Below are 18,082 nucleotides of genomic sequence, written 5' to 3'. Positions count from 1 at the left end.
AATCGGACATGGCCTGGCTGCAGCCGGATGCACACTTCGATGCCGACGCCTGGAGCGCACCGGTGCTGGGCATCGCGTCGTCGCTGGCCGATCATGATTCGGGTTGGCACCAGCACGCGCGGGCGCAGTTGCTGTACACGCGGCGGGGCTGCACGCGTCTGACCTTCGGTGACCGCATCAGCCTGCTGCCGCCCTCGCGCGCGGCGTGGATTCCCGGCGGGCTGCGTCATCGGGCACAGATGCGCCAGACCGTGGACTACCGTTCCTTGTATTTCGATGCCGCATTGTCGGCACAGCTTCCGCAGCAGCCTGTGATCATCGGCGTCGGTCCCCTGCTGCAGGCTCTGCTGGAGCCGATCGCGCAGGCACCGTTCGACCATGACTGGCAGTCGCCGCGCGCGCACCATCAACTGGCGTTGTGCGTGCTGGAAATCGCCGCTGCACCGGTGGCGCCGATGGATCTGCCTTTACCGCGCGATCCGCGGATCGCACGTTGCCTGCCGCTGGCCGGACAGCTGCCGCCCGAACTGGACGAGTTGGCCGCGCGTGCGGGCCTGAGCGTGCGTACCGTCGGCCGGCTGATGCAACGCGATACCGGCATGGGCTACCAGGCCTGGCGCCAGCAATGGCGGCTGATGCGGGCCATGGAGCTCCTGCTGTTGGGTCATCGCGTCGCACATGTTGCGCAGGACATCGGCTTCTCCGCGGAAAGCCCATTCATTGCGTTCTTCCGCAGCATGGTGGGCACCACGCCTGCCGCTTTCCAGCGTCATGCAAAAGGGGACGGAGGGGATTAAGTCGTTTTTGCCTTGCCAATTCGCAATGTGGCAAAAACGACTTAATCCCCTCCGTCCCCTGTTTTACATCAGGCGCCGTCGGTGTTCGTGCGTACATTGAGTTTCCAGCGGATGCTGCCCTGCTGGGTGGAGTGCTGATGATGCGACTGGGGCGGGAAGGGGTCGTTCTGATTGCTCGTGATCTCGCTTCTGCAGCCGAGGCAGACGTAGATGCCTGAAACGGGAACAATGTTGCCCGGGCCGTAGACTGTGTTCCACTAGGTATTGGTGGGGTTTACCGCTGTCAGCACAGAGCCGCTGGTATGCCATGCCATCGTCGTTTCCTTGTACGGGGATGAGGGGTCACGATAGGCGTTCATCGCGTTGCCCGCGTCGACCCGTGGCACTGATTTCAGGTTTTCAAAGAATTCCTAATGCACGCTTTTCATCCACGCGTGGCGTGGATCTACCCGCGGATCGTTGCACCAGACAAAGAAAAACCCCGGCCGGAGCCGGGGTTCTTTATTTCAGCGAGGGCAGCGATCAGCCGCCGCGCGGGCCGCTGCGGCGCGGGCCGCCCGGACCGCGGTTGCCGCCGGGGCCACCCGGGCCACGGTTGCCACCCGGACCGCCGGGGCCGCGATTGCCGCCCGGGCCACGGTTGCCGCCGCCCGGACCGCGACCGCCCGGACGGGCGCCCTGCGCCGGCTTCGGGCTGCCATACGGGTTGAAGCCCGGGGTGGCGTGGTCGGACGGGAAGCTCGGGGCATTGCCCGGATGGCCATACGGGTGCTTGTTGCCCTGGCCCTGCGAGCGGTTGCCCGCACCGGCCGGACGACCCTGGCCGCCTGCGCCGCCGCGGCCTTCACCGCCGAAGCCGCCACGGCCCTGGCCGCCACCGGCGCCAGCGCCCGGGCCCTTCGGCTTGCCGTACGGACGGCCCTGGCCGCCCGCGCCCGGACCACGAGCACCCGGGCCGCGTGCGCCCGGACCGGCATTGCGATGGCCGCTCGGGCCGGTGCTGACACCGTCCGGCACGTACCAGGTACGGAATGCGGCCGGGTTGCCTTCCGGCAGCGAACGGTCGTTCTTCTGGGGGCGCTGCTTGAACGGCTTCTGCGACTGCTTGGCCGCGGCTTCACCACTGACCGTCAGGCCACCCTTGAAACCGCCGCCCTTGCCACCGCGGCCACGGCCGCGGTCTTCGCGGACGTTGTCGAAACGACGCAGCTCGCGGCCTTCGTCGGCAGTGTTGTGGCCGTTGACGTAGGCATTGCCACGGCCACCTTCGCGCACGCGCACGGTGGTCTTGGCGGCGCGGCGCTGGCCGATCACCGGCTGCAGGGTCAATGCCGACGGTGCGCCTTCTTCCAGCTTCAGCTGCGCACGCAGGGCTTCCACCTGGGCGGTGCCCAGTTCCACCGAATGGCCGCGGGCCAGTTCGCGCGGCAGGCTCACCTTGCCATAGCGGGTGCGCTTCAGGCGGCTGACCTGGCAGCCCTGCGATTCCCACAGGCGGCGCACTTCGCGGTTGCGGCCTTCCTTCACCACGACGCGGAACCAGTCGTGCGAATCGGTGCCGCCGATGCGTTCGATCTCGTCGAACTTGGCCGGGCCGTCTTCCAGTGCCACGCCGCGGGCGAGGCGGTCGACGATGGCGTCGGAGACCTTCTCCTCGCCTTCCGGGGCGCGCACGCGCACCACGTACTCGCGCTCGACCTCGAACGACGGGTGCATCATGGCGTTGGCCAGTTCACCGTCGGTGGTGGCCAGCAGCAGGCCGGTGGTATTGATGTCCAGGCGGCCGATCGCGATCCAGCGCGCGCCCTTCAGCGGCGGCAGCGATTCGAACACGGTCGGGCGGCCTTCGGGGTCTTCGCGGGTGGTCACTTCGCCTTCCGGCTTGTTGTAGACCAGCACGCGCGACGGTTCGGCCAGTGCGGTGGCGACGAAGCCGCGGCCATCCAGCTCGATCTTGTCGCCGCTCTTGACCGACATGCCGGTCTGCGCGACTTCACCGTTGACCTTGACCAGGCCTTCGGCGATGCGCTGTTCCAGCGCGCGGCGCGAACCCAGACCGGCCTGGGCCAGCACCTTGTGCAGGCGCTCTTCCAGCTTGAACTGTTCGGAGGTGGCTTCGCGCTTGAGCGAGAGCTTGTTACGGGGGGTGTCACTCATCAGTTTTGCTCCGGCCGACGGTTTCGAGGTCGGCCTCTGGTTCGGAATCGGCTTGGTCAACAGCCACGGTCGTCATCGCGACGGCGTTGTCTTCGCGTTCGTTCAGGGTCACCGCGCGCTCGCCCGGCGCGGAATCGGGGTGCCCATCATCGAGGGGCGAAGGTGCTTGCTCATCGGAAGCCGGCGCAGACGCTGCATCGGCGGAATCGGGGGTATTGCTGCCGGCCAGGCCGGCGTCATCGTTCGCGGCAGCGCCATCGGCGCCAGCCGAAATGTCCGGACCGTCGGCACCGGCGGCGGCAGGGGCGTCACGGTCCAGGGCCAGCTGCGGTTCCAGCTCGCCCAGGTCCTTCAGCTCCGACAGCGGCGGCAGCTCGTCCAGGCGCTTCAGGCCGAAGTAGTCCAGAAAGCCCTTGGTGGTGCCGAACAGCGCCGGCTTGCCGGGCACATCGCGGTGGCCGACCACGCGGATCCACTCGCGTTCTTCCAGCGCCTGGATGATGTTGCTGCTGACCGCCACGCCGCGTACCTGCTCGATCTCGCCACGGGTGATCGGTTGCCGGTAGGCGATCAGCGCCAGGGTTTCCAGGGTGGCACGGGTATAGCGGGTCTTGCGTTCGGTCCACAGCCGGCTGATCCAGCCATGCACTTCGCCGGTCACCTGGTAGCGGAAGCCGGAGGCGACCTCGACCAGTTCCACGCCACGGCCTTCGCAGGCTTCGCGCAGGCGCTCAAGCGCACGTTCGATGCTGCCCGGCGGTGCCGGCTCCTCTTCCGGGAACAGGTCTTTCAGCTGGGCCAGGGTGAGCGGCTGGCTGGAGGCCAGCAGGGCACCCTCGACAATGCGGTTGATCAGCGTTTGGTCCATCGGCAGTCAGCGCTCACTCGTTCTCGTTGGCGGCGTCGTTGTCGTCGAACTCGCTGCTGAACTGCAGCGGGGCATTGGTGTTGCCGGCTGCCAGCGACTTCACGTAGATCGGCGCCAGCGGTTCTTCCTGGACAATGTCCAGCAACTGTTCCTTGGCCAGTTCCAGCACCGCCAGGAACGTGACCAGCACGCCCAGCTTGCCTTCTTCAGCAGTGAACAGCCCTTCAAAACGATAGAACCTGCCGTCTTCCAGACGGCCCAGCACCTCGCCCATGCGCTGGCGGACACTCAGCGCCTCGCGCTTGATGGCGTGGCCGCTGAACAGCTCGGCGCGCTTGAGCACGTCGTGCAGCGCCAGCAGCATCTCCTTCAGGTCCACCGGTGGCGGCAGCTTCACCGCAGCGCGTTCGGGCATGAAGGCGTGGGCCAGGCTGGTGTCGCGGTCCTGGCGGGGCAGGGCATCGATGTCCTCGGCGGCCTGCTTGAAACGTTCGTACTCCTGCAGCCGGCGCACCAGCTCGGCGCGCGGGTCGGCCTCATCGCCTTCCTCGCTGACCGGGCGCGGCAGCAGCATGCGTGACTTCACCTCGGCCAGGATCGCCGCCATCACCAGGTACTCGGCGGCCAGCTCGAAGCGCAGCTCGCGCATCACGGTGATGTATTCCACGTACTGCCGGGTGATCTCGGCCACGGGAATGTCCAGTACGTCCAGGTTCTGGCGGCGGATCAGGTACAGCAGCAGGTCCAGCGGGCCTTCGAAGGCATCCAGGATGACTTCCAGCGCGTCCGGCGGGATGTACAGGTCCTGCGGGATCTGCAGGACCGGTTGCCCATGCACCACGGCCAGCGGCATTTCCTGCTGCTGGGGGGCGGGCGGCCGGGTTGGCGGGTTCGCGTCGAGCGCGAGTTCGGAAGTCATCTAATGGACATCAGGATTGCAACGGACCAGTCGCGGCACCGGGGTCGCCGGGCCAACGCCACGGAGCCCCAGGGCACCAGACACGCCGGGATCGGCGCGATTCCACACAGGTAAAACAGCAGGACGCGCCGCAGGAAACGGCAGCGACGGAACTACGGGGAGGTCGTCTACGTGGCCCGGCCGGATGGCCCGGTTTGAAGCAGCGGAACGGTCGTCGGGGGCTGCGTTGGTCGCAAAAACCGACGGGCTGCTGCATCCAGCCACGTGCAATGGAGTCTAGGGTAAGCCTTTGTCGCGCCAGTGTCCAGCCGGGCCGGGGCGGGGGCCGCATTGGCTAGAATCTGCGCACCCGACAACGCAAGCGAGGAAATGCCGTGTGGTATGTGATTGAAGGCTATGACGGCCAGGATGTGCTGGCGCAGCGGCTGCAGGCGCGGCCGGAACACCTGGCGCGCCTGCACGCGCTGCGCGACGAAGGCCGCCTGCTGCTGGCCGGGCCGTGCCCGGCAGTAGACAGCGAGGACCCGGGCCCGGCCGGTTTCAGTGGTTCGGTGGTGATCGCGCAGTTCGAGTCGCTCGTGCAGGCCCAGGCCTGGGCCGATGCCGACCCTTACGTAGCCGCGGGTGTCTACACCCATGTGCAGGTGCGTCCGTTCCGCAAGGTCCTGCCGTGAACGCGGAGCGCATCGAGCGGATGCGTGATGCACTGCAGCAGGCGCTGGCCCCCAGCGTGCTGGAAATCGAAGACGACAGCCATCGGCATGCCGGCCACGCTGGTGCGCGCGATGGCCGCAGTCACTTCAACCTGCATATCGTCAGTGAACGCTTCGCCGGCCTGGGCCCGCTGGCCCGGCATCGCACGGTATATGCCGCGCTGGGGGCGATGATGGAGACCGACATCCACGCGCTGTCCATTCGCGCATTGACCCCGTCAGAACAGGGCTGAGCCCTTGTCCCACGCTGTCCTGGCGGGTCTCTCTGCGGGCCTGCCACAGACAGATTTCCATGTCCATTTCAGGACATTCGCCTAACGGACTGTTTACAAGCCCAGATGGAAACGCTTACATTCCGCGCCAATGCTGGTAGGTCCAAGCCGTGGAGGGCGGCTTCGTGAACAAGGCAGCTATCACAATCAAAGACGTCGCACGCGAAGCCCGGGTCTCCGTGGCCACGGTTTCCCGCGCGCTCAACGGGCATGAAAATGTCGCCGAACCGGTCCGCCAGCTTGTGCTGGAGGTGGCCGCACGGCTGCGTTACACCCCGCACGCCGCCGCCCGCAGCCTGAGCAGCCGCCGCACCAATACGGTGGGCGTGGTGCTGCCTGACCTGTACGGTGAATTCTTCTCCGAGCTGATGCGCGGCATCGACAACGTCGCCCGCAACCGCCGCCAGCATCTGCTGGTGTCCAGCTACCACGGTGACCAGGAACAGCAGGGCGCGGCCCTGCGTGCCATGCGCGGCCGCGTCGACGGCCTGCTGGTGCTTTCGCCCTATGCCGAGAGCCCCGGCTTCCTGACCGACAACCTGCCGCAGTCGCTGCCGACGGTGTTGATCAACACCTATCTGCCCGGGCAGGACCACCCGGTGCTGAGCATCGATGACCATGCCGGTGCGATGGCGATGACCCGCCATCTGCTCGACGCCGGTCACCGCCGTATCGCTTTCATTTCTGGCCCGGACCTCAACTTCGACGCGCGCGAGCGCCTGCGCGGCTTCCGTGACGCGCTGGCGGCTTTCGGCAGTGACGCCGAAGGCATCGAGCTGCCCGGTGATTTCGACGAAGCTTCCGGCCATCGCGCCGGTCAGGAGTTGCTGGCAGCCGGAGCGCTGCCCGATGCCGTGTTCGCCGCCAACGACATGATGGCCCTGGGTTGCCTGTACGCCTTCACGCAGGCAGGGGTCCATGTGCCGTCCGATGTCGCCCTGGCGGGTTTCGATGACATTCCACTGGCGCGTTTCGTCCACCCGTCGCTGACCACCATGCAGGTCAGCATCGCCGAGCTCGGCGATCGGGCCATGACGCGCCTGATGCAGTTGATGGACGGCACCTCCACGGATGGGGCAGGGGACAAGCAGACCCTGGTTCCCCGCTTGATAGTTCGCGATTCCACCACTCCGCCATCGGGCCGTTGAAGCCAGAGGCGTTCCTTCTTTTTTGATTGATCGCAGGGACCGCGCGAGCGGTCACCGCCACCCGGAGATTGAGTTGATGATGCATACCACCTTCCGCACGCCGGCGCGCCGGCTGCTGAGCACCGCACTGGTCAGCTGCCTGATGCTGGCCGCCGCTCCGAACGTCATGGCGCAGTCGGCCAACGCCAGCCTGCGCGGCCAGGTTGCCGGCGCCCAGGCTGGCGCTGAAGTCACCGCCACCAACGTGGCCACCGGTACCGTCCGTCGCGGTACCGTGCGCGCCGATGGCAGCTACTCACTGATGGGCCTGGACCCGGGCACCTACGACGTGGTCGCCAACGGTCAGACCCAGAAGGTCACCGTTACCGTGGCCTCGACCGCCACCCTGAATTTTGCCGGTGCCGCCAGCAGCACGCCGGGTTCGACCGCGGCGACCAACCTGGACACCGTCAACGTCGTGGCGCCGACCCTGCTGCAGGAAGTGCGCACGTCGGAAGTCGGCAAGACCGTCAGTCTGCAGCAGATCCAGACCACCCCGCAGGTCTCGCGCAACTTCCTGGAGTTCGCCGACGCGGTGCCGGGCCTGATCTTCACCCGTGACGCCAAGGGCAACACCTCGCTGCGCGGCGGTGCCACCAATGCCGATGGCACCAATGTGTACATCGACGGCGTGGGCCAGAAGAGCTACGTGAAGGGTGGCGGCGTGGCCGGCCAGTCCGGCAGTGCCGGCAATCCATTCCCGCAGCTGGCCATTGGCGAGTACAAGGTCATCAGCGGCAACTACAAGGCCGAGTACGGCCAGGTATCCAGTGCTGCCGTCACCGCTGCGACCAAGTCGGGTACCAACGAGTTCAAGGGTGAAGCCTTCTACCGTTACACCAACGACAGCATGCGCGCGATGACCCCGGCCGAACGCCAGCCGAACAAGGGCAAGGAGGATTCGGCCGAGAAGGAATACGGCTTCGCCCTGGGTGGCCCGATCATCCAGGACAAGGCCCACTTCTTCGTGACCTACGAAGCCAAGCGCTTCGACCTGCCGGTGACCATCGCGCCGGATGGCGCGGTCACCGCTGCTGCCGGTCTGCTGCCGGCCGCCGGCGCCGCCGGCCTTGGCCCGGCCAGCCAGCCGTTCCAGCAGGATCTGATCTTCGCCAAGATCGACTTCGAGCCGACCGATAATGATCGCATCGAGCTGACCTTCCAGGACCGCGACGAAACCCAGTCGCAGTTCAGTGGCCAGACCTCGCCGCAGGCCGGGCGCGAAGTGGTCAATACCGACCGCCGCTACGCCCTGCGCTGGAACCACAGCGGTGAGCGGTACTACAACGAATTGATGGTTACCCACGAGGATTCGTTCAACAACCCGACCCCGCTGACCCTGGCCAACGGCATCACCTACACCGCACCGGACGGTCCCGAAGACCGCACCGTGGTGAAGATCGGCGGTGCATCGGCACTGGATTCGCAGGTGAAGGGCCAGAAGGGCTGGTCGATCGAAGACAACCTGACCCTGGATGGCATCCAGTGGGCCGGTGACCACACCATCAAGATGGGCGTGAAGTACAAGCAGATCGACCTGTACGCTTCCGATGCGGCGCAGATCAACCCGACCTTCACCTATTCCCTGGGCGATCCGGACTTCCCGGATTCGATTCCGTACAAGGCGCAGTTCGTCAAGCCGGTGACCGGCGTGTCGGGCGTGTCCGGCGAAGTGCGTTCGAAGTCCAAGCAGTACGGCGTGTTCATCCAGGACGACTGGCAGGTCAACGACCACCTGCAGCTGAACATCGGCCTGCGCTGGGACTACGAAAAGACCCCGACCTACCTGAACTTCGTAACCCCGCAGCAGGTGGTCGACGCCATCTATTCGCAGGATCCGCGTGCGCCTGCCGGCCAGACCTACGCCGATTCGCTGGCACTGGGTGGCCTGGACATCAGCGACTACATCAGCAACGGTCACAACCGCAAGGCGTTCAAGGATGCCTGGCAGCCGCGCCTGGGCTTCTCGTATGACATCAACGCCGACGAGCAGCACGTGATCCACGGTGGTGCCGGCCGTTCCTACGACCGTGACCTGTTCGACAACCTGCAGCTGGAAACCACCAAGCTGGCCCTGCCGCAGCCGACCATCTACTTCCGCAACCCGGCCACCGGCACCTGCATCAACGGCCAGGCCGCCTGCTATGACTGGAACCCGAACCTGCTCAACGGCATCGGCAACCTGCAGTCGCTGGTTGGCGCGACCAGCAATGCCGGTCTAGAAGTGGACCTGCTGAACAACAAGCTGAAGGCGCCGTACTCGGACCAGTTCAGCCTGGGCATGAGCAACCGGATCGGCGAGTGGCTGACCGATGCCACCATCGCTCGCACCCTGAGCTACGACGGCTTCGCCTTCACCCTGGGCAACCGTTACCCGACCGGCCAGTTCTTCGATGACCCGCGCCTGTGCGGTGGCACCGACCCGGGCCTGAGCCAGGCGTGGAGCTGCAACGTGCCGGGCTTCGGCAGCCTGATCATCGGCCAGCAGGGCATCAAGACCCGTGCCACCCAGGTGCTGCTGTCGGCGCAGAAGCCCTTCACCAAGGAAAGCGGCTGGGGTACCTCCATCGCCTACACCTGGACCACCGCCCGCCACAACCGCGACATCAACGAGAAGTACGCGTTTGACCGCGGCCTGATCGGCGACTATCCGACCATCCGCTCCAACGGCGCGCCGCGCCACCGCCTGGTGGTGACCGGTTCGTATGCGGGCTTCTGGGGCATCACCTTCGGCGGCAAGATCACCCTGGCAACCCCGACTGCCGTCAACGACTGGTACCCGGTGATGCAGGCCAGCGGCTACACCCTGCCGACGCCGCAGGCGGCCGTGCCCAACGCCACCGGCAAGTTCCTGGTGGGTGGCAAGATCTTCGGCTACCGTTCGGTCGACCTGCAGGCGACGAAGACGTTCAAGATGCCGGGCGATACCGAGCTGTACGCACGTATCGACATCATCAACGTGTTCAACTTCGACAACTTCTCCACCTACAACTACGTCAAGACCAACGGCAAGCTGCAGGCCAGCTACAACGAGACCGGCGAAATCATCGGTACGCCGCGTCAGATCAAGGCCGAAGTGGGCTTCCGCTTCTAAGTCTGGGTGTAGATGCACGACCCGATGCCGCCGGTCCGCCGGCGGCATCGGCTGAATGGATACATGGCAATGGCCGGCTTCGTGCCGGTCCATTGCCCACGCCGCTGCCGGCCAGGGGGCAGCGGCGTGGGCAATGATCGCGGTGTCAGGCCACGATTTTCGTGGTTTTTTAAGAACGCACCTTGTAAACGATTTCAGATCATTGGACGTTATGCTTTCCCATCGATCAGACCACCGGAGAAATCGCGCCATGCAGGCACGCCATCTGTTGTCCGCCGCAGCGTTGAGCCTGGCCGTGGCCGCCTGCCAGCCGGCCCAGCAGGAACCTGCCAAGCCGCGGCCGCCGGTGATCCTGATCGAGGCCGACGCACCGCCGCGGCCGATGAAGCCGGTGCTGCCGCCGCTGTTCGATGACATCGAGCGTCGTACCTTCCAGTTCTTCTGGGATACCACCAACGAGATCAATGGCCTGACCCCGGACCGCTATCCGTCGCGGCCGTTCGCCAGCATCGCCTCGGTCGGCTTCGCGCTGACCGCGTATCCGATCGGTATCGAGAACGGCTGGGTCAGCCGCAACCAGGCGATCGACCGCACCCTGACCACCCTGAAATTCTTCCGCGACGTGCCGATGGGCCCGCAGCGTACCGGCAAGGCCGGCTACAAGGGCTTCTACTACCACTTCCTGGACATGCAGGAAGGCCGTCGCTACGACAGCTGGGTCGAACTGTCCTCGGTGGATACCGCGCTGCTGATGATGGGCGTGCTGTTCGCGCAGTCGTACTACGACGGCGACGATCCGCGCGAGAAGGAAATCCGCCAGATCGCCGACACGTTGTACAAGAAGGTCGACTGGCCGTGGCTGCAGCAGCGTGCGCCGCTGATCTCGATGGGCTGGTTCCCGGAGAGCGGCTTCATCGACCATGACTGGATGGGCTACAACGAGGCGATGATGGTCTACATCCTCGCCCTGGGTTCGCCGACGCACCCGGTCAGCCCGGATGCGTGGACCGTGTGGACGCGTACCTACGACAACGACTGGGGTGTCTACCAGGGCCAGGAATACCTGTCCTTCGGCCCGCTGTTCGGCCACCAGTACAGCCACGTCTGGATCGACTTCCGCGACATCCAGGACGCGTACATGCGCGAGCGCGGCAGCACCTACTTCCTCAACAGCCGCTCGGCTGCCCTGGCCCAGCGCGAGTACGCCATCGCCAACCCGATGCAGTGGAAGGACTACGGCGAGAACGTATGGGGCCTGACCGCCAGCGACGGCCCGCAGAACACCACGCAGGAATACCGTGGCGAGCAGCGCCAGTTCCGCCACTATTCTTCGCGCGGTGCAGGCCTGCGCGAGAACTTCGATGACGGCACCATCGCACCGACCGCCGCGATTGCTTCGGTGGTGTTCGCGCCCGAGCAGGTGATCCCGGCCACGCTGGAAATGCACAAGCGCTACGGCGACTACATCTATTCCAGCTACGGCTTCCTTGATTCGTTCAATCCCAGCTTCAACTACGACATCCCGATCAAGACCGGCCGCCTGGTGCCGGATCGCGGCTGGGTCGCCAGCGATTACATCGCCATCGACCAGGGTCCGATCCTGACCATGATCGCCAACTACCGCGATGACTTCGTATGGGAAGTGATGAAGAAGAACCCGTACATCCGCAAGGGCCTGGAACGGGCCGGGTTCAGTGGTGGCTGGCTGGCACCGGAAGGTTCGTTCCAGCCACTGGAACTGCAGAAAGACGAAAAGGCCGCGGCGGCACGCGCGGTGGGTATCGCCGAATCACGCGCGGCTGCCGCGCAGGAACAGAAGAACAATGCCAACCGCACCACAGGCCAGGGCAAGTAACCCGATGCCGAACTGGATCGACCGCCTGCGCCGCTGGGCGCTGCCTGCCCTGGCCGCACTGGCCGTGGCTGGCTGCGCCCGTACCGAACCGGGCACCACCACCGTGCGCTTCTGGGCGATGGGCCGCGAAGCCGAGGTGGTCAGCGAACTGATCCATGAGTTCGAAGCCGAAAACCCCGGCATCAAGGTGGATGTGCAGAACATTCCGTGGACCGCCGCGCACGAGAAGCTGTTGACCGCGTTCGCCGCCGATGGCCTGCCGGATGTCTGCCAGCTGGGCAACACCTGGGTGCCGGAGTTTGCCGAGCTCGATGCGCTGACGCCGTTGCAGCCGTTCGTTGATCATTCGGCCGTGGTCGATGAGAAGGATTATTTCCAGGGCATATGGGATACCAACGTGATCCACGGCGAGCTGGTCGGCGTGCCGTGGTACGTCGATACGCGCCTGATCTACTACCGCAAGGACCTGCTGGCCAAGGCCGGCTACGACCACCCGCCGCGCACGTGGCAGGAGTGGGACGAGCAGATGGCGGCGATCAAGCGCATGCAGGGCCCGAACCGCTATGCGGTGCTGATGCCGATCAACGAGTTCGAGCAGCAGCTGTCGCTGGCGCTGCAGCAGCCCGACCCGCTGCTGCGCGACGACGACACCCGCGGCAACTTCGCCAGCCCGGGCTTCCGCCGCACGCTGGCCTTCTACGCCAACATGTTCGAACAGGGCTGGGCGCCGAAGATGTCCGAGACGCAGATCTCCAACGTCTGGGACGAATTCTTCCGTGGCTTCAATGTGTTCTACATCTCCGGCCCCTGGAACATCCGCGAGTTCAAGAAGCTGCAGCCCAAGGAACTGGAAGGGCAGTGGGGCACGGCCGCGCTGCCGGGTCCGGACGGCCCGGGTGCCGGCATTGCCGGAGGCACCAGCCTGGTGATCTTCCGCAAGTCGCAGCAGAAGGAAGCGTCGTGGAAGCTGATCGAATTCCTGTCGCGACCGGAAATCCAGGCGCGCTTCCATTCGATCATCGGCGACCTGCCGCCGCGCCGCAGTACCTGGAACGCGCCGTCGCTGGCCAACGATCCGCTGGCCGCCGCGTTCCGTGACCAGCTGGAGCGGGTCAAGCCGACCCCGAAGGTGCTCGAATGGGAGCGCATCGTGCAGGAAATGCGCATCGTCACCGAGAAGGTGGTGCGCGGTGGCCTGGCGCAGGACAAGGCCGTCGAGGAACTCGACCAGCGCGTGGACAAGGTGCTGGCCAAGCGCCGCTGGATGCATGAACAACAACGCCTGCAGCAGCGCGTGTCGTCGCCGCGATCAAGCAGTGCCGTCGCCGCCGGGAGCGCGCAATGAAACGTACTTCGCTTGCCGGCTGGATCTTCGCCGGCCCCTCGCTGATCGTGCTGGGCGTGTTCTTCGGCCTGCCGGTGGCCTCGGCGCTGGCGCTGAGCGTGACCGACTTCGACCTGTATGCGCTGGCCGACAGCAGCAACCTGCGCTTTGTCGGGTTGGGCAACTACATCGACCTGCTGCAGACGCCGATGTTCTGGAAGTCGCTGTGGAATACCACCTACTTCGTGCTGATCGGCGTGCCGTTGTCGATCGGCGTGTCGCTGGGCGCGGCGATGCTGCTCAATGCGCCGGCCGCACGCTTCAAGGCGCTGTTTCGCACCGCGCTGTTCGCGCCGGTGGTGACCACCCTGGTAGCGGTGGCGGTGATCTGGCGCTACCTGTTCCATACCAGCTACGGCCTGGTGAACTACGGGCTGGGCCATCTGGGCATCAGCCCGATCGACTGGCTGGGTGATCCCAACTGGGCGATGCCGACCATCATGCTGTTCGCGGTATGGAAGAACTTCGGTTACAACATGGTGATCTTCCTGGCCGGCCTGCAGGCGATCCCGCATGACCTGTACGAGGCCGCGCGCATCGACGGCGCCTCGCGCTGGAAGCAGTTCCTGCACATCACCCTGCCGATGCTCGGCCCGGTGCTGCTGGTGGTGGGGGTGATCACCGTGTCCGGGTACTTCCAGCTGTTCGCCGAACCGTACGTGATGACCCGCGGCGATCCGCTGCAGAGCACCGTCAGCGTGCTGTATTTCATGTTCGAGGAAGGCTTCAAGTGGTGGAACCTGGGGCGCGCCTCCGCGGTGGCGTTCCTGCTGTTCCTGATCATCCTGGCGGTGACCACCGTGATGCTGCGTTTCGGCCGCAAGAGGCAGTTGGTATGAGTCGTGAAATCGGCCAGTCGCGCTGGTACCCGTGGTTGATCAATGGTGCGTTGCTGGTGCTGGCCCTGGTCAGCCTGGCACCGCTGCTGTGGATGCTCTCGGTCTCGTTCATGCCGCAGGGCGAGGCCAGCCATTTCCCGCCGCCGCTGCTGCCTTCCAGCGTCACTACGCACAACTACCATGAGCTGTTCGCGCGTACCGGCATGGGCGGCAACTTCGCCAACAGCCTGCTGGTGTCGCTCGGCATCACGTTCGGTTCGCTGCTGCTCAACACCATGGCCGGCTACGCGTTCGCCAAGTTGAACTTCGTTGGCCGCGAGCGCCTGTTCCAGGTGCTGATGGCGGCGCTGGTGATTCCGGCGCAGGTGGCGATGCTGCCGCTGTTCCTGCTGATGAAGCAGCTGGGTCTGGTCAACAGCTTCGGCGGCGTGATCGTGCCGGCGCTGGCCAGCGTGTTCGGCATCTTCCTGGTGCGCCAGTACGCGCGTTCGATTCCGGACGAACTGCTGGAAGCGGCCCGTATCGACGGGGCAGGGGAGCTGCGCATCTTCTTCCAGATCGTGCTGCCGATGCTCAAGCCGGTGCTGGTGACCCTGGCGATCTTCACCTTCATGGGCGCATGGAACGATTTCATGTGGCCGTTGATCGTGTTGACCGATCAGGAGCACTACACTTTGCCGGTGGCGCTGGCCACCCTCTCGCGCGAGCACATCATGGACGTGGAAATGATGATGGCCGGCGCGGTGGTCACCGTGGTTCCGGTGCTGGCGCTGTTCCTGGTGCTGCAGCGGTACTACATCCAAGGTCTGTTGCTGGGGAGCGTCAAGGGATGAAGCGAGCGATCGCCGTTGGACTGGGCCTGTTGTGGACCTCCCTGGCGATCGCCGCACCACCGGCGCTGCCGGCACCGAAGGTGCTGGACGATTTCGACGACATCGCGGCCTGGAAGCTGGTGCTGTCCGACCAGGTCAGCGGTTCGCTGCGGCCGGTCAGCGGTGCCGGTGGTGGCCGCGCGCTGTGCCTGGACTATGACTTCCACGATGTCTCCGGCTACGTCGGCATCCGCCGCGCGCTGAACATCGAGTACCCGGTCAATTACCGCTTTGGTTTCCAGCTGCGCGGTGACTCACCGGGCAACGACCTGCAGTTCAAGCTGATCGATGCCAGCGGCGACAATGTCTGGTGGGTCAACCGGCCCGGCTACAGCTTCCCCAGGGCATGGACGCCGGTCGAGTACCGGCGCCGGCAGATCGACAAGGCATGGGGGCCATCGCCCGAGAAGGAGATGGCACGCAGCGCCGCCGTCGAGTTCACCATCTACAGCAAGGTCGGCGGCCGTGGCACGGTGTGCTTCGACAAGCTGACCCTGCAGGGCCTGCCGCCGCAGGATGATTCGGCGCTGGTGCCGTCGGTGATCGCCGATACCGCCACCGCGCTGCAGGATCGCATGATCGACGGCAAGAGCGATACGTTCTGGATCAGCGGTGGCGTCAAGCAGCAGACCATCAGCCTGGACCTGCACAAGAGCCGTGAAATCGGCGGTGTGGTGATCGACTGGCTGCCGAACCTGGAGGCGCGCCGCTACACCGTGCGCACCTCCGAGGATGGCCGTGACTGGCGTAGCGTGCGCGAAGTCACCAGCGGTGCGGGTGGCCGCGACTGGCTTGCCCTGCCGGATACCGACGCGCGCTACGTGCGCTTCGATCTGCAGGATGGCCCGAACTGGCGCTACGGCATCCGTGACATCGCGCTCAAGCCGCTGGCGTTCGCGGCCACGCCGAACGCGTTCCTGTCCTCGGTGGCCGCCGACCTTCCGCGCGGCTCGCTGCCACGTGCCTATGTGGGCGAGCAGCCCTACTGGACGCTGCTGGGCCTTGATGGCGGCCAGGAACAGGCACTGATCAGTGAGGACGGTGCACTGGAGCCGGCCAAGGGCAGCTTCAGCATCGAGCCATTCATCCGCCTGGATGGCAAGTTGCTGGACTGGTCCAAGGTGGCCATCACCCAGTCGCTGCAGGATCACTACCTGCCGATCGCCAATGTCGACTGGGTGCATGAGAAGGTCGGCCTGGCGGTGACCAGCTTCGTGCAGGGCACGCCTGAGCGTGCGCAGCTGATCGGCCGCTACCGGCTGAGCAATCCGGACAAGGTCGCTCACGAATACACCCTGGCACTGGCGATCCGGCCGTGGCAGGTCAATCCGCCCACCCAGTTCCTCAATACCGTCGGTGGCTTCAGCCGCATCGATGCACTGGATGTCGGCGAGCAGCTGGTGCGGGTCAACGGAGAGCCGCGCATCTACCCGCTGCAGGTGCCGGATGCGCGCTTTGCCAGCACGTTCGATGGCAAGCTCGATGCGATGCATCTGGCGGACGGCAAGTACCCGGCGGCCACCGCGGTGAAGGACAGCACCGGCATGGCGTCGGGCGCGTTGATCTACACGATCAAGCTCGAGCCCGGCCAGAGCCGCGAGGTGGCGGTGGTGCTGCCGCAGACCGGTGGCTGGGCGCCGAAGGCGCTGGACGTGGCCAAGGCGCAGGCGCAGGTGGCCGAGCAGTGGCGGCAGAAGCTGGGCGTGGTCTCGCTGCAGGTGCCCGCTGCGGGCCAGCCGCTGGTCGACACCCTGCGCACGGCAGTCGCGCACATGCTGATCTCGCGTGTCGGGCCGCGCCTGCAGCCGGGCACGCGGTCGTATGCGCGCAGCTGGATCCGCGATGGCGCGATGATTTCCGAGGGCCTGCTGCGCATGGGGCGCAGCGATGCGGTGCGTGACTACATCAACTGGTATGCGCCGTACCAGTTCGAGAACGGCAAGGTGCCGTGCTGCGTCGACGCGCGCGGCAGCGACCCGGTGCCGGAGAACGACAGCCACGGTGAGCTGATCTACAGCATCGCCGAATACGGGCGCTATACCGGCGACAGTACCTTCACCGAGCTGATGTGGCCGCACGTGCAGGGCGCTTACAGCTACATGGAGCAGCTGCGCGCCAGCGAGCGCACCGAGGAGAACCGCGCGCGCAACCCGGCCTTCTACGGGATGATGCCGGCCTCGATCAGCCACGAAGGCTATTCGGCCAAGCCGATGCATTCGTACTGGGACAACTTCTGGGCGTTGCGCGGCTACAAGGACGCGGCGCTGCTGGCGACCCAGCTGGGCAAGGTCGAGGCGATGCAGATCGCCGAATCGCGTGACCAGTTCCGTAATGACCTGCAGGCCTCGCTGCTGTCGGCGATGCAGCAGCACAACATCGACTACCTGCCAGGCTCGGCCGAGCTGGGCGATTTCGACGCGACCTCGACCACCATCGCGCTGGCGCCGGGTGGCGAACAGGGCCGACTGCCGCAGCAGGCGCTGGAGGCGACCTTCGAACGCTACTGGAAGGAGTTCGTGGCCCGCCGCGATGGCAAGCGGGAGTGGAAGGACTACACCCCGTACGAGTGGCGCAACGTGGCGGCGTTCGTGCGCCTGGGCTGGCGCGAGCGCGCCTGGCAGGCCACCGAATTCTTCTTCAAGGACCGTGCGCCGCAGGCCTGGAACCAGTGGGCCGAAGTGGTCTCGCACACGCCACGCAAGCCGTTCTTCGTCGGTGACCTGCCGCACGCGTGGGTGGCTTCGGATTTCGTGCGTTCGGCGCTGGACATGTTCGCTTACAACCGCGATATGGACGATGCGCTGGTGCTGGCCGCTGGCGTGCCGACCGCGTGGCTGCAGGGTGAGGGCATCGCTGTTCAGGGCCTGCGCACGCCGCAGGGCCAGCTGAACTACCGCCTGCAGCGCAGCGACAAGCAGCTGGTGCTGGAAGTGCAGCCGGGCCTGCTGCCACCGGTTGGTGGCGTGGTGTTGCCGTGGCCGTACGCCGGTGATCCGGGCGAGGCCACCATCAACGGCGAAGCGGCGGAATGGGTCAACAAGGAACTGCACGTGCACCAGCTGCCGGCGCGGGTCGAGATCGATGTACCGAGCGCGGTGCGTCGCGCCGAGCGCAAGGGGCAGTAA

The 18,082-nt window shown here is 65.8% G+C and carries 13 protein-coding genes; 10 read left to right on the top strand and 3 right to left on the bottom strand.

The features are described 5' to 3' along the window. Positions 1-8: 8 nt before the first annotated feature. Positions 9-797 carry an AraC family transcriptional regulator gene (locus ACZK4H_RS14445; RefSeq protein WP_099551940.1) on the top strand — a complete coding sequence of 263 codons (789 nt, stop codon included), beginning with the start codon at positions 9-11 and terminating at the stop codon, positions 795-797. A 522-nt stretch (positions 798-1,319) separates the two neighbouring features. Here the strand turns inward: ACZK4H_RS14445 and ACZK4H_RS14440 are convergent. Genes ACZK4H_RS14440 through ACZK4H_RS14430 form a run of 3 tightly spaced genes read right to left on the bottom strand, consistent with a single transcriptional unit; the run spans position 1,320 to position 4,741 of the window. After that, positions 1,320-2,954: a pseudouridine synthase gene (locus tag ACZK4H_RS14440; RefSeq protein ID WP_099551836.1), complete on the bottom strand. Its 1,635-nt coding sequence runs from the start codon at positions 2,952-2,954 to the stop codon at positions 1,320-1,322. Further along, entirely contained in the window at positions 2,947-3,822 is an 876-nt protein-coding gene (gene scpB, locus ACZK4H_RS14435; protein ID WP_099551835.1) for an SMC-Scp complex subunit ScpB, read from the bottom strand. The genes ACZK4H_RS14440 and scpB overlap by 8 nt, the downstream gene beginning before the upstream one ends. A 13-nt stretch (positions 3,823-3,835) precedes the next feature. Then, positions 3,836-4,741 (bottom strand): segregation and condensation protein A, encoded by a 906-nt coding sequence (locus ACZK4H_RS14430; protein ID WP_099551834.1) that lies wholly within the window; start codon positions 4,739-4,741, stop codon positions 3,836-3,838. A gap of 374 nt (positions 4,742-5,115) precedes the next feature. Between ACZK4H_RS14430 and ACZK4H_RS14425 the strand changes: the two genes are divergently transcribed. The 9 genes from ACZK4H_RS14425 to ACZK4H_RS14385 all read left to right on the top strand — a co-directional run bounded on the left by ACZK4H_RS14425 (position 5,116) and on the right by ACZK4H_RS14385 (position 18,082). Continuing rightward, positions 5,116-5,415, top strand: coding sequence for a YciI family protein (locus ACZK4H_RS14425; protein WP_005410329.1), 300 nt, complete (start codon positions 5,116-5,118; stop codon positions 5,413-5,415). Then, entirely contained in the window at positions 5,412-5,687 is a 276-nt protein-coding gene (locus ACZK4H_RS14420; protein ID WP_099551833.1) for a BolA family protein, read from the top strand. The genes ACZK4H_RS14425 and ACZK4H_RS14420 overlap by 4 nt, the downstream gene beginning before the upstream one ends. A gap of 149 nt (positions 5,688-5,836) precedes the next feature. After that, positions 5,837-6,874: a LacI family DNA-binding transcriptional regulator gene (locus ACZK4H_RS14415; protein WP_099551832.1), complete on the top strand. Its 1,038-nt coding sequence runs from the start codon at positions 5,837-5,839 to the stop codon at positions 6,872-6,874. 76 nt (positions 6,875-6,950) lie between these two features. Continuing rightward, positions 6,951-10,007: a TonB-dependent receptor gene (locus ACZK4H_RS14410; RefSeq protein ID WP_099551831.1), complete on the top strand. Its 3,057-nt coding sequence runs from the start codon at positions 6,951-6,953 to the stop codon at positions 10,005-10,007. Positions 10,008-10,257: 250 nt separating this feature from the next. After that, a complete protein-coding gene (locus ACZK4H_RS14405) occupies positions 10,258-11,862 on the top strand; it encodes a glucoamylase family protein (protein ID WP_099551830.1) in 1,605 nt (534 codons plus the stop codon). Positions 11,863-11,866: 4 nt separating this feature from the next. Then, on the top strand, positions 11,867-13,207 hold the full coding sequence (locus ACZK4H_RS14400) for a sugar ABC transporter substrate-binding protein (protein WP_099551829.1): 1,341 nt from the start codon (positions 11,867-11,869) through the stop codon (positions 13,205-13,207). Then, positions 13,204-14,085: a carbohydrate ABC transporter permease gene (locus ACZK4H_RS14395; RefSeq protein ID WP_005410323.1), complete on the top strand. Its 882-nt coding sequence runs from the start codon at positions 13,204-13,206 to the stop codon at positions 14,083-14,085. Before ACZK4H_RS14400 ends, ACZK4H_RS14395 begins: the two co-directional genes overlap by 4 nt. After that, positions 14,082-14,918: a carbohydrate ABC transporter permease gene (locus ACZK4H_RS14390; RefSeq protein ID WP_099551828.1), complete on the top strand. Its 837-nt coding sequence runs from the start codon at positions 14,082-14,084 to the stop codon at positions 14,916-14,918. The genes ACZK4H_RS14395 and ACZK4H_RS14390 overlap by 4 nt, the downstream gene beginning before the upstream one ends. Beyond that, a complete protein-coding gene (locus tag ACZK4H_RS14385; RefSeq protein WP_099551827.1) occupies positions 14,915-18,082 on the top strand; it encodes a discoidin domain-containing protein in 3,168 nt (1,055 codons plus the stop codon). The genes ACZK4H_RS14390 and ACZK4H_RS14385 overlap by 4 nt, the downstream gene beginning before the upstream one ends.

The sequence above is a fragment of the Stenotrophomonas sp. 78350_Sma genome (assembly GCF_056482105.1).
This window is presented reverse-complemented; position numbering and strand designations above follow the sequence as displayed.

Excerpts from the sequence above, each read along its gene's own strand:
- ACZK4H_RS14445 (WP_099551940.1), top strand. The coding sequence starts at position 9 with ATGGCCTGGCTGCAGCCGGATGCACACTTCGATGCCGACGCCTGGAGC.
- ACZK4H_RS14440 (WP_099551836.1), bottom strand. The coding sequence starts at position 2,954 with ATGAGTGACACCCCCCGTAACAAGCTCTCGCTCAAGCGCGAAGCCACC.
- scpB (WP_099551835.1), bottom strand. The coding sequence starts at position 3,822 with ATGGACCAAACGCTGATCAACCGCATTGTCGAGGGTGCCCTGCTGGCC.
- ACZK4H_RS14430 (WP_099551834.1), bottom strand. The coding sequence starts at position 4,741 with ATGACTTCCGAACTCGCGCTCGACGCGAACCCGCCAACCCGGCCGCCC.
- ACZK4H_RS14410 (WP_099551831.1), top strand. The coding sequence starts at position 6,951 with ATGATGCATACCACCTTCCGCACGCCGGCGCGCCGGCTGCTGAGCACC.
- ACZK4H_RS14405 (WP_099551830.1), top strand. The coding sequence starts at position 10,258 with ATGCAGGCACGCCATCTGTTGTCCGCCGCAGCGTTGAGCCTGGCCGTG.
- ACZK4H_RS14400 (WP_099551829.1), top strand. The coding sequence starts at position 11,867 with ATGCCGAACTGGATCGACCGCCTGCGCCGCTGGGCGCTGCCTGCCCTG.
- ACZK4H_RS14395 (WP_005410323.1), top strand. The coding sequence starts at position 13,204 with ATGAAACGTACTTCGCTTGCCGGCTGGATCTTCGCCGGCCCCTCGCTG.
- ACZK4H_RS14390 (WP_099551828.1), top strand. The coding sequence starts at position 14,082 with ATGAGTCGTGAAATCGGCCAGTCGCGCTGGTACCCGTGGTTGATCAAT.
- ACZK4H_RS14385 (WP_099551827.1), top strand. The coding sequence starts at position 14,915 with ATGAAGCGAGCGATCGCCGTTGGACTGGGCCTGTTGTGGACCTCCCTG.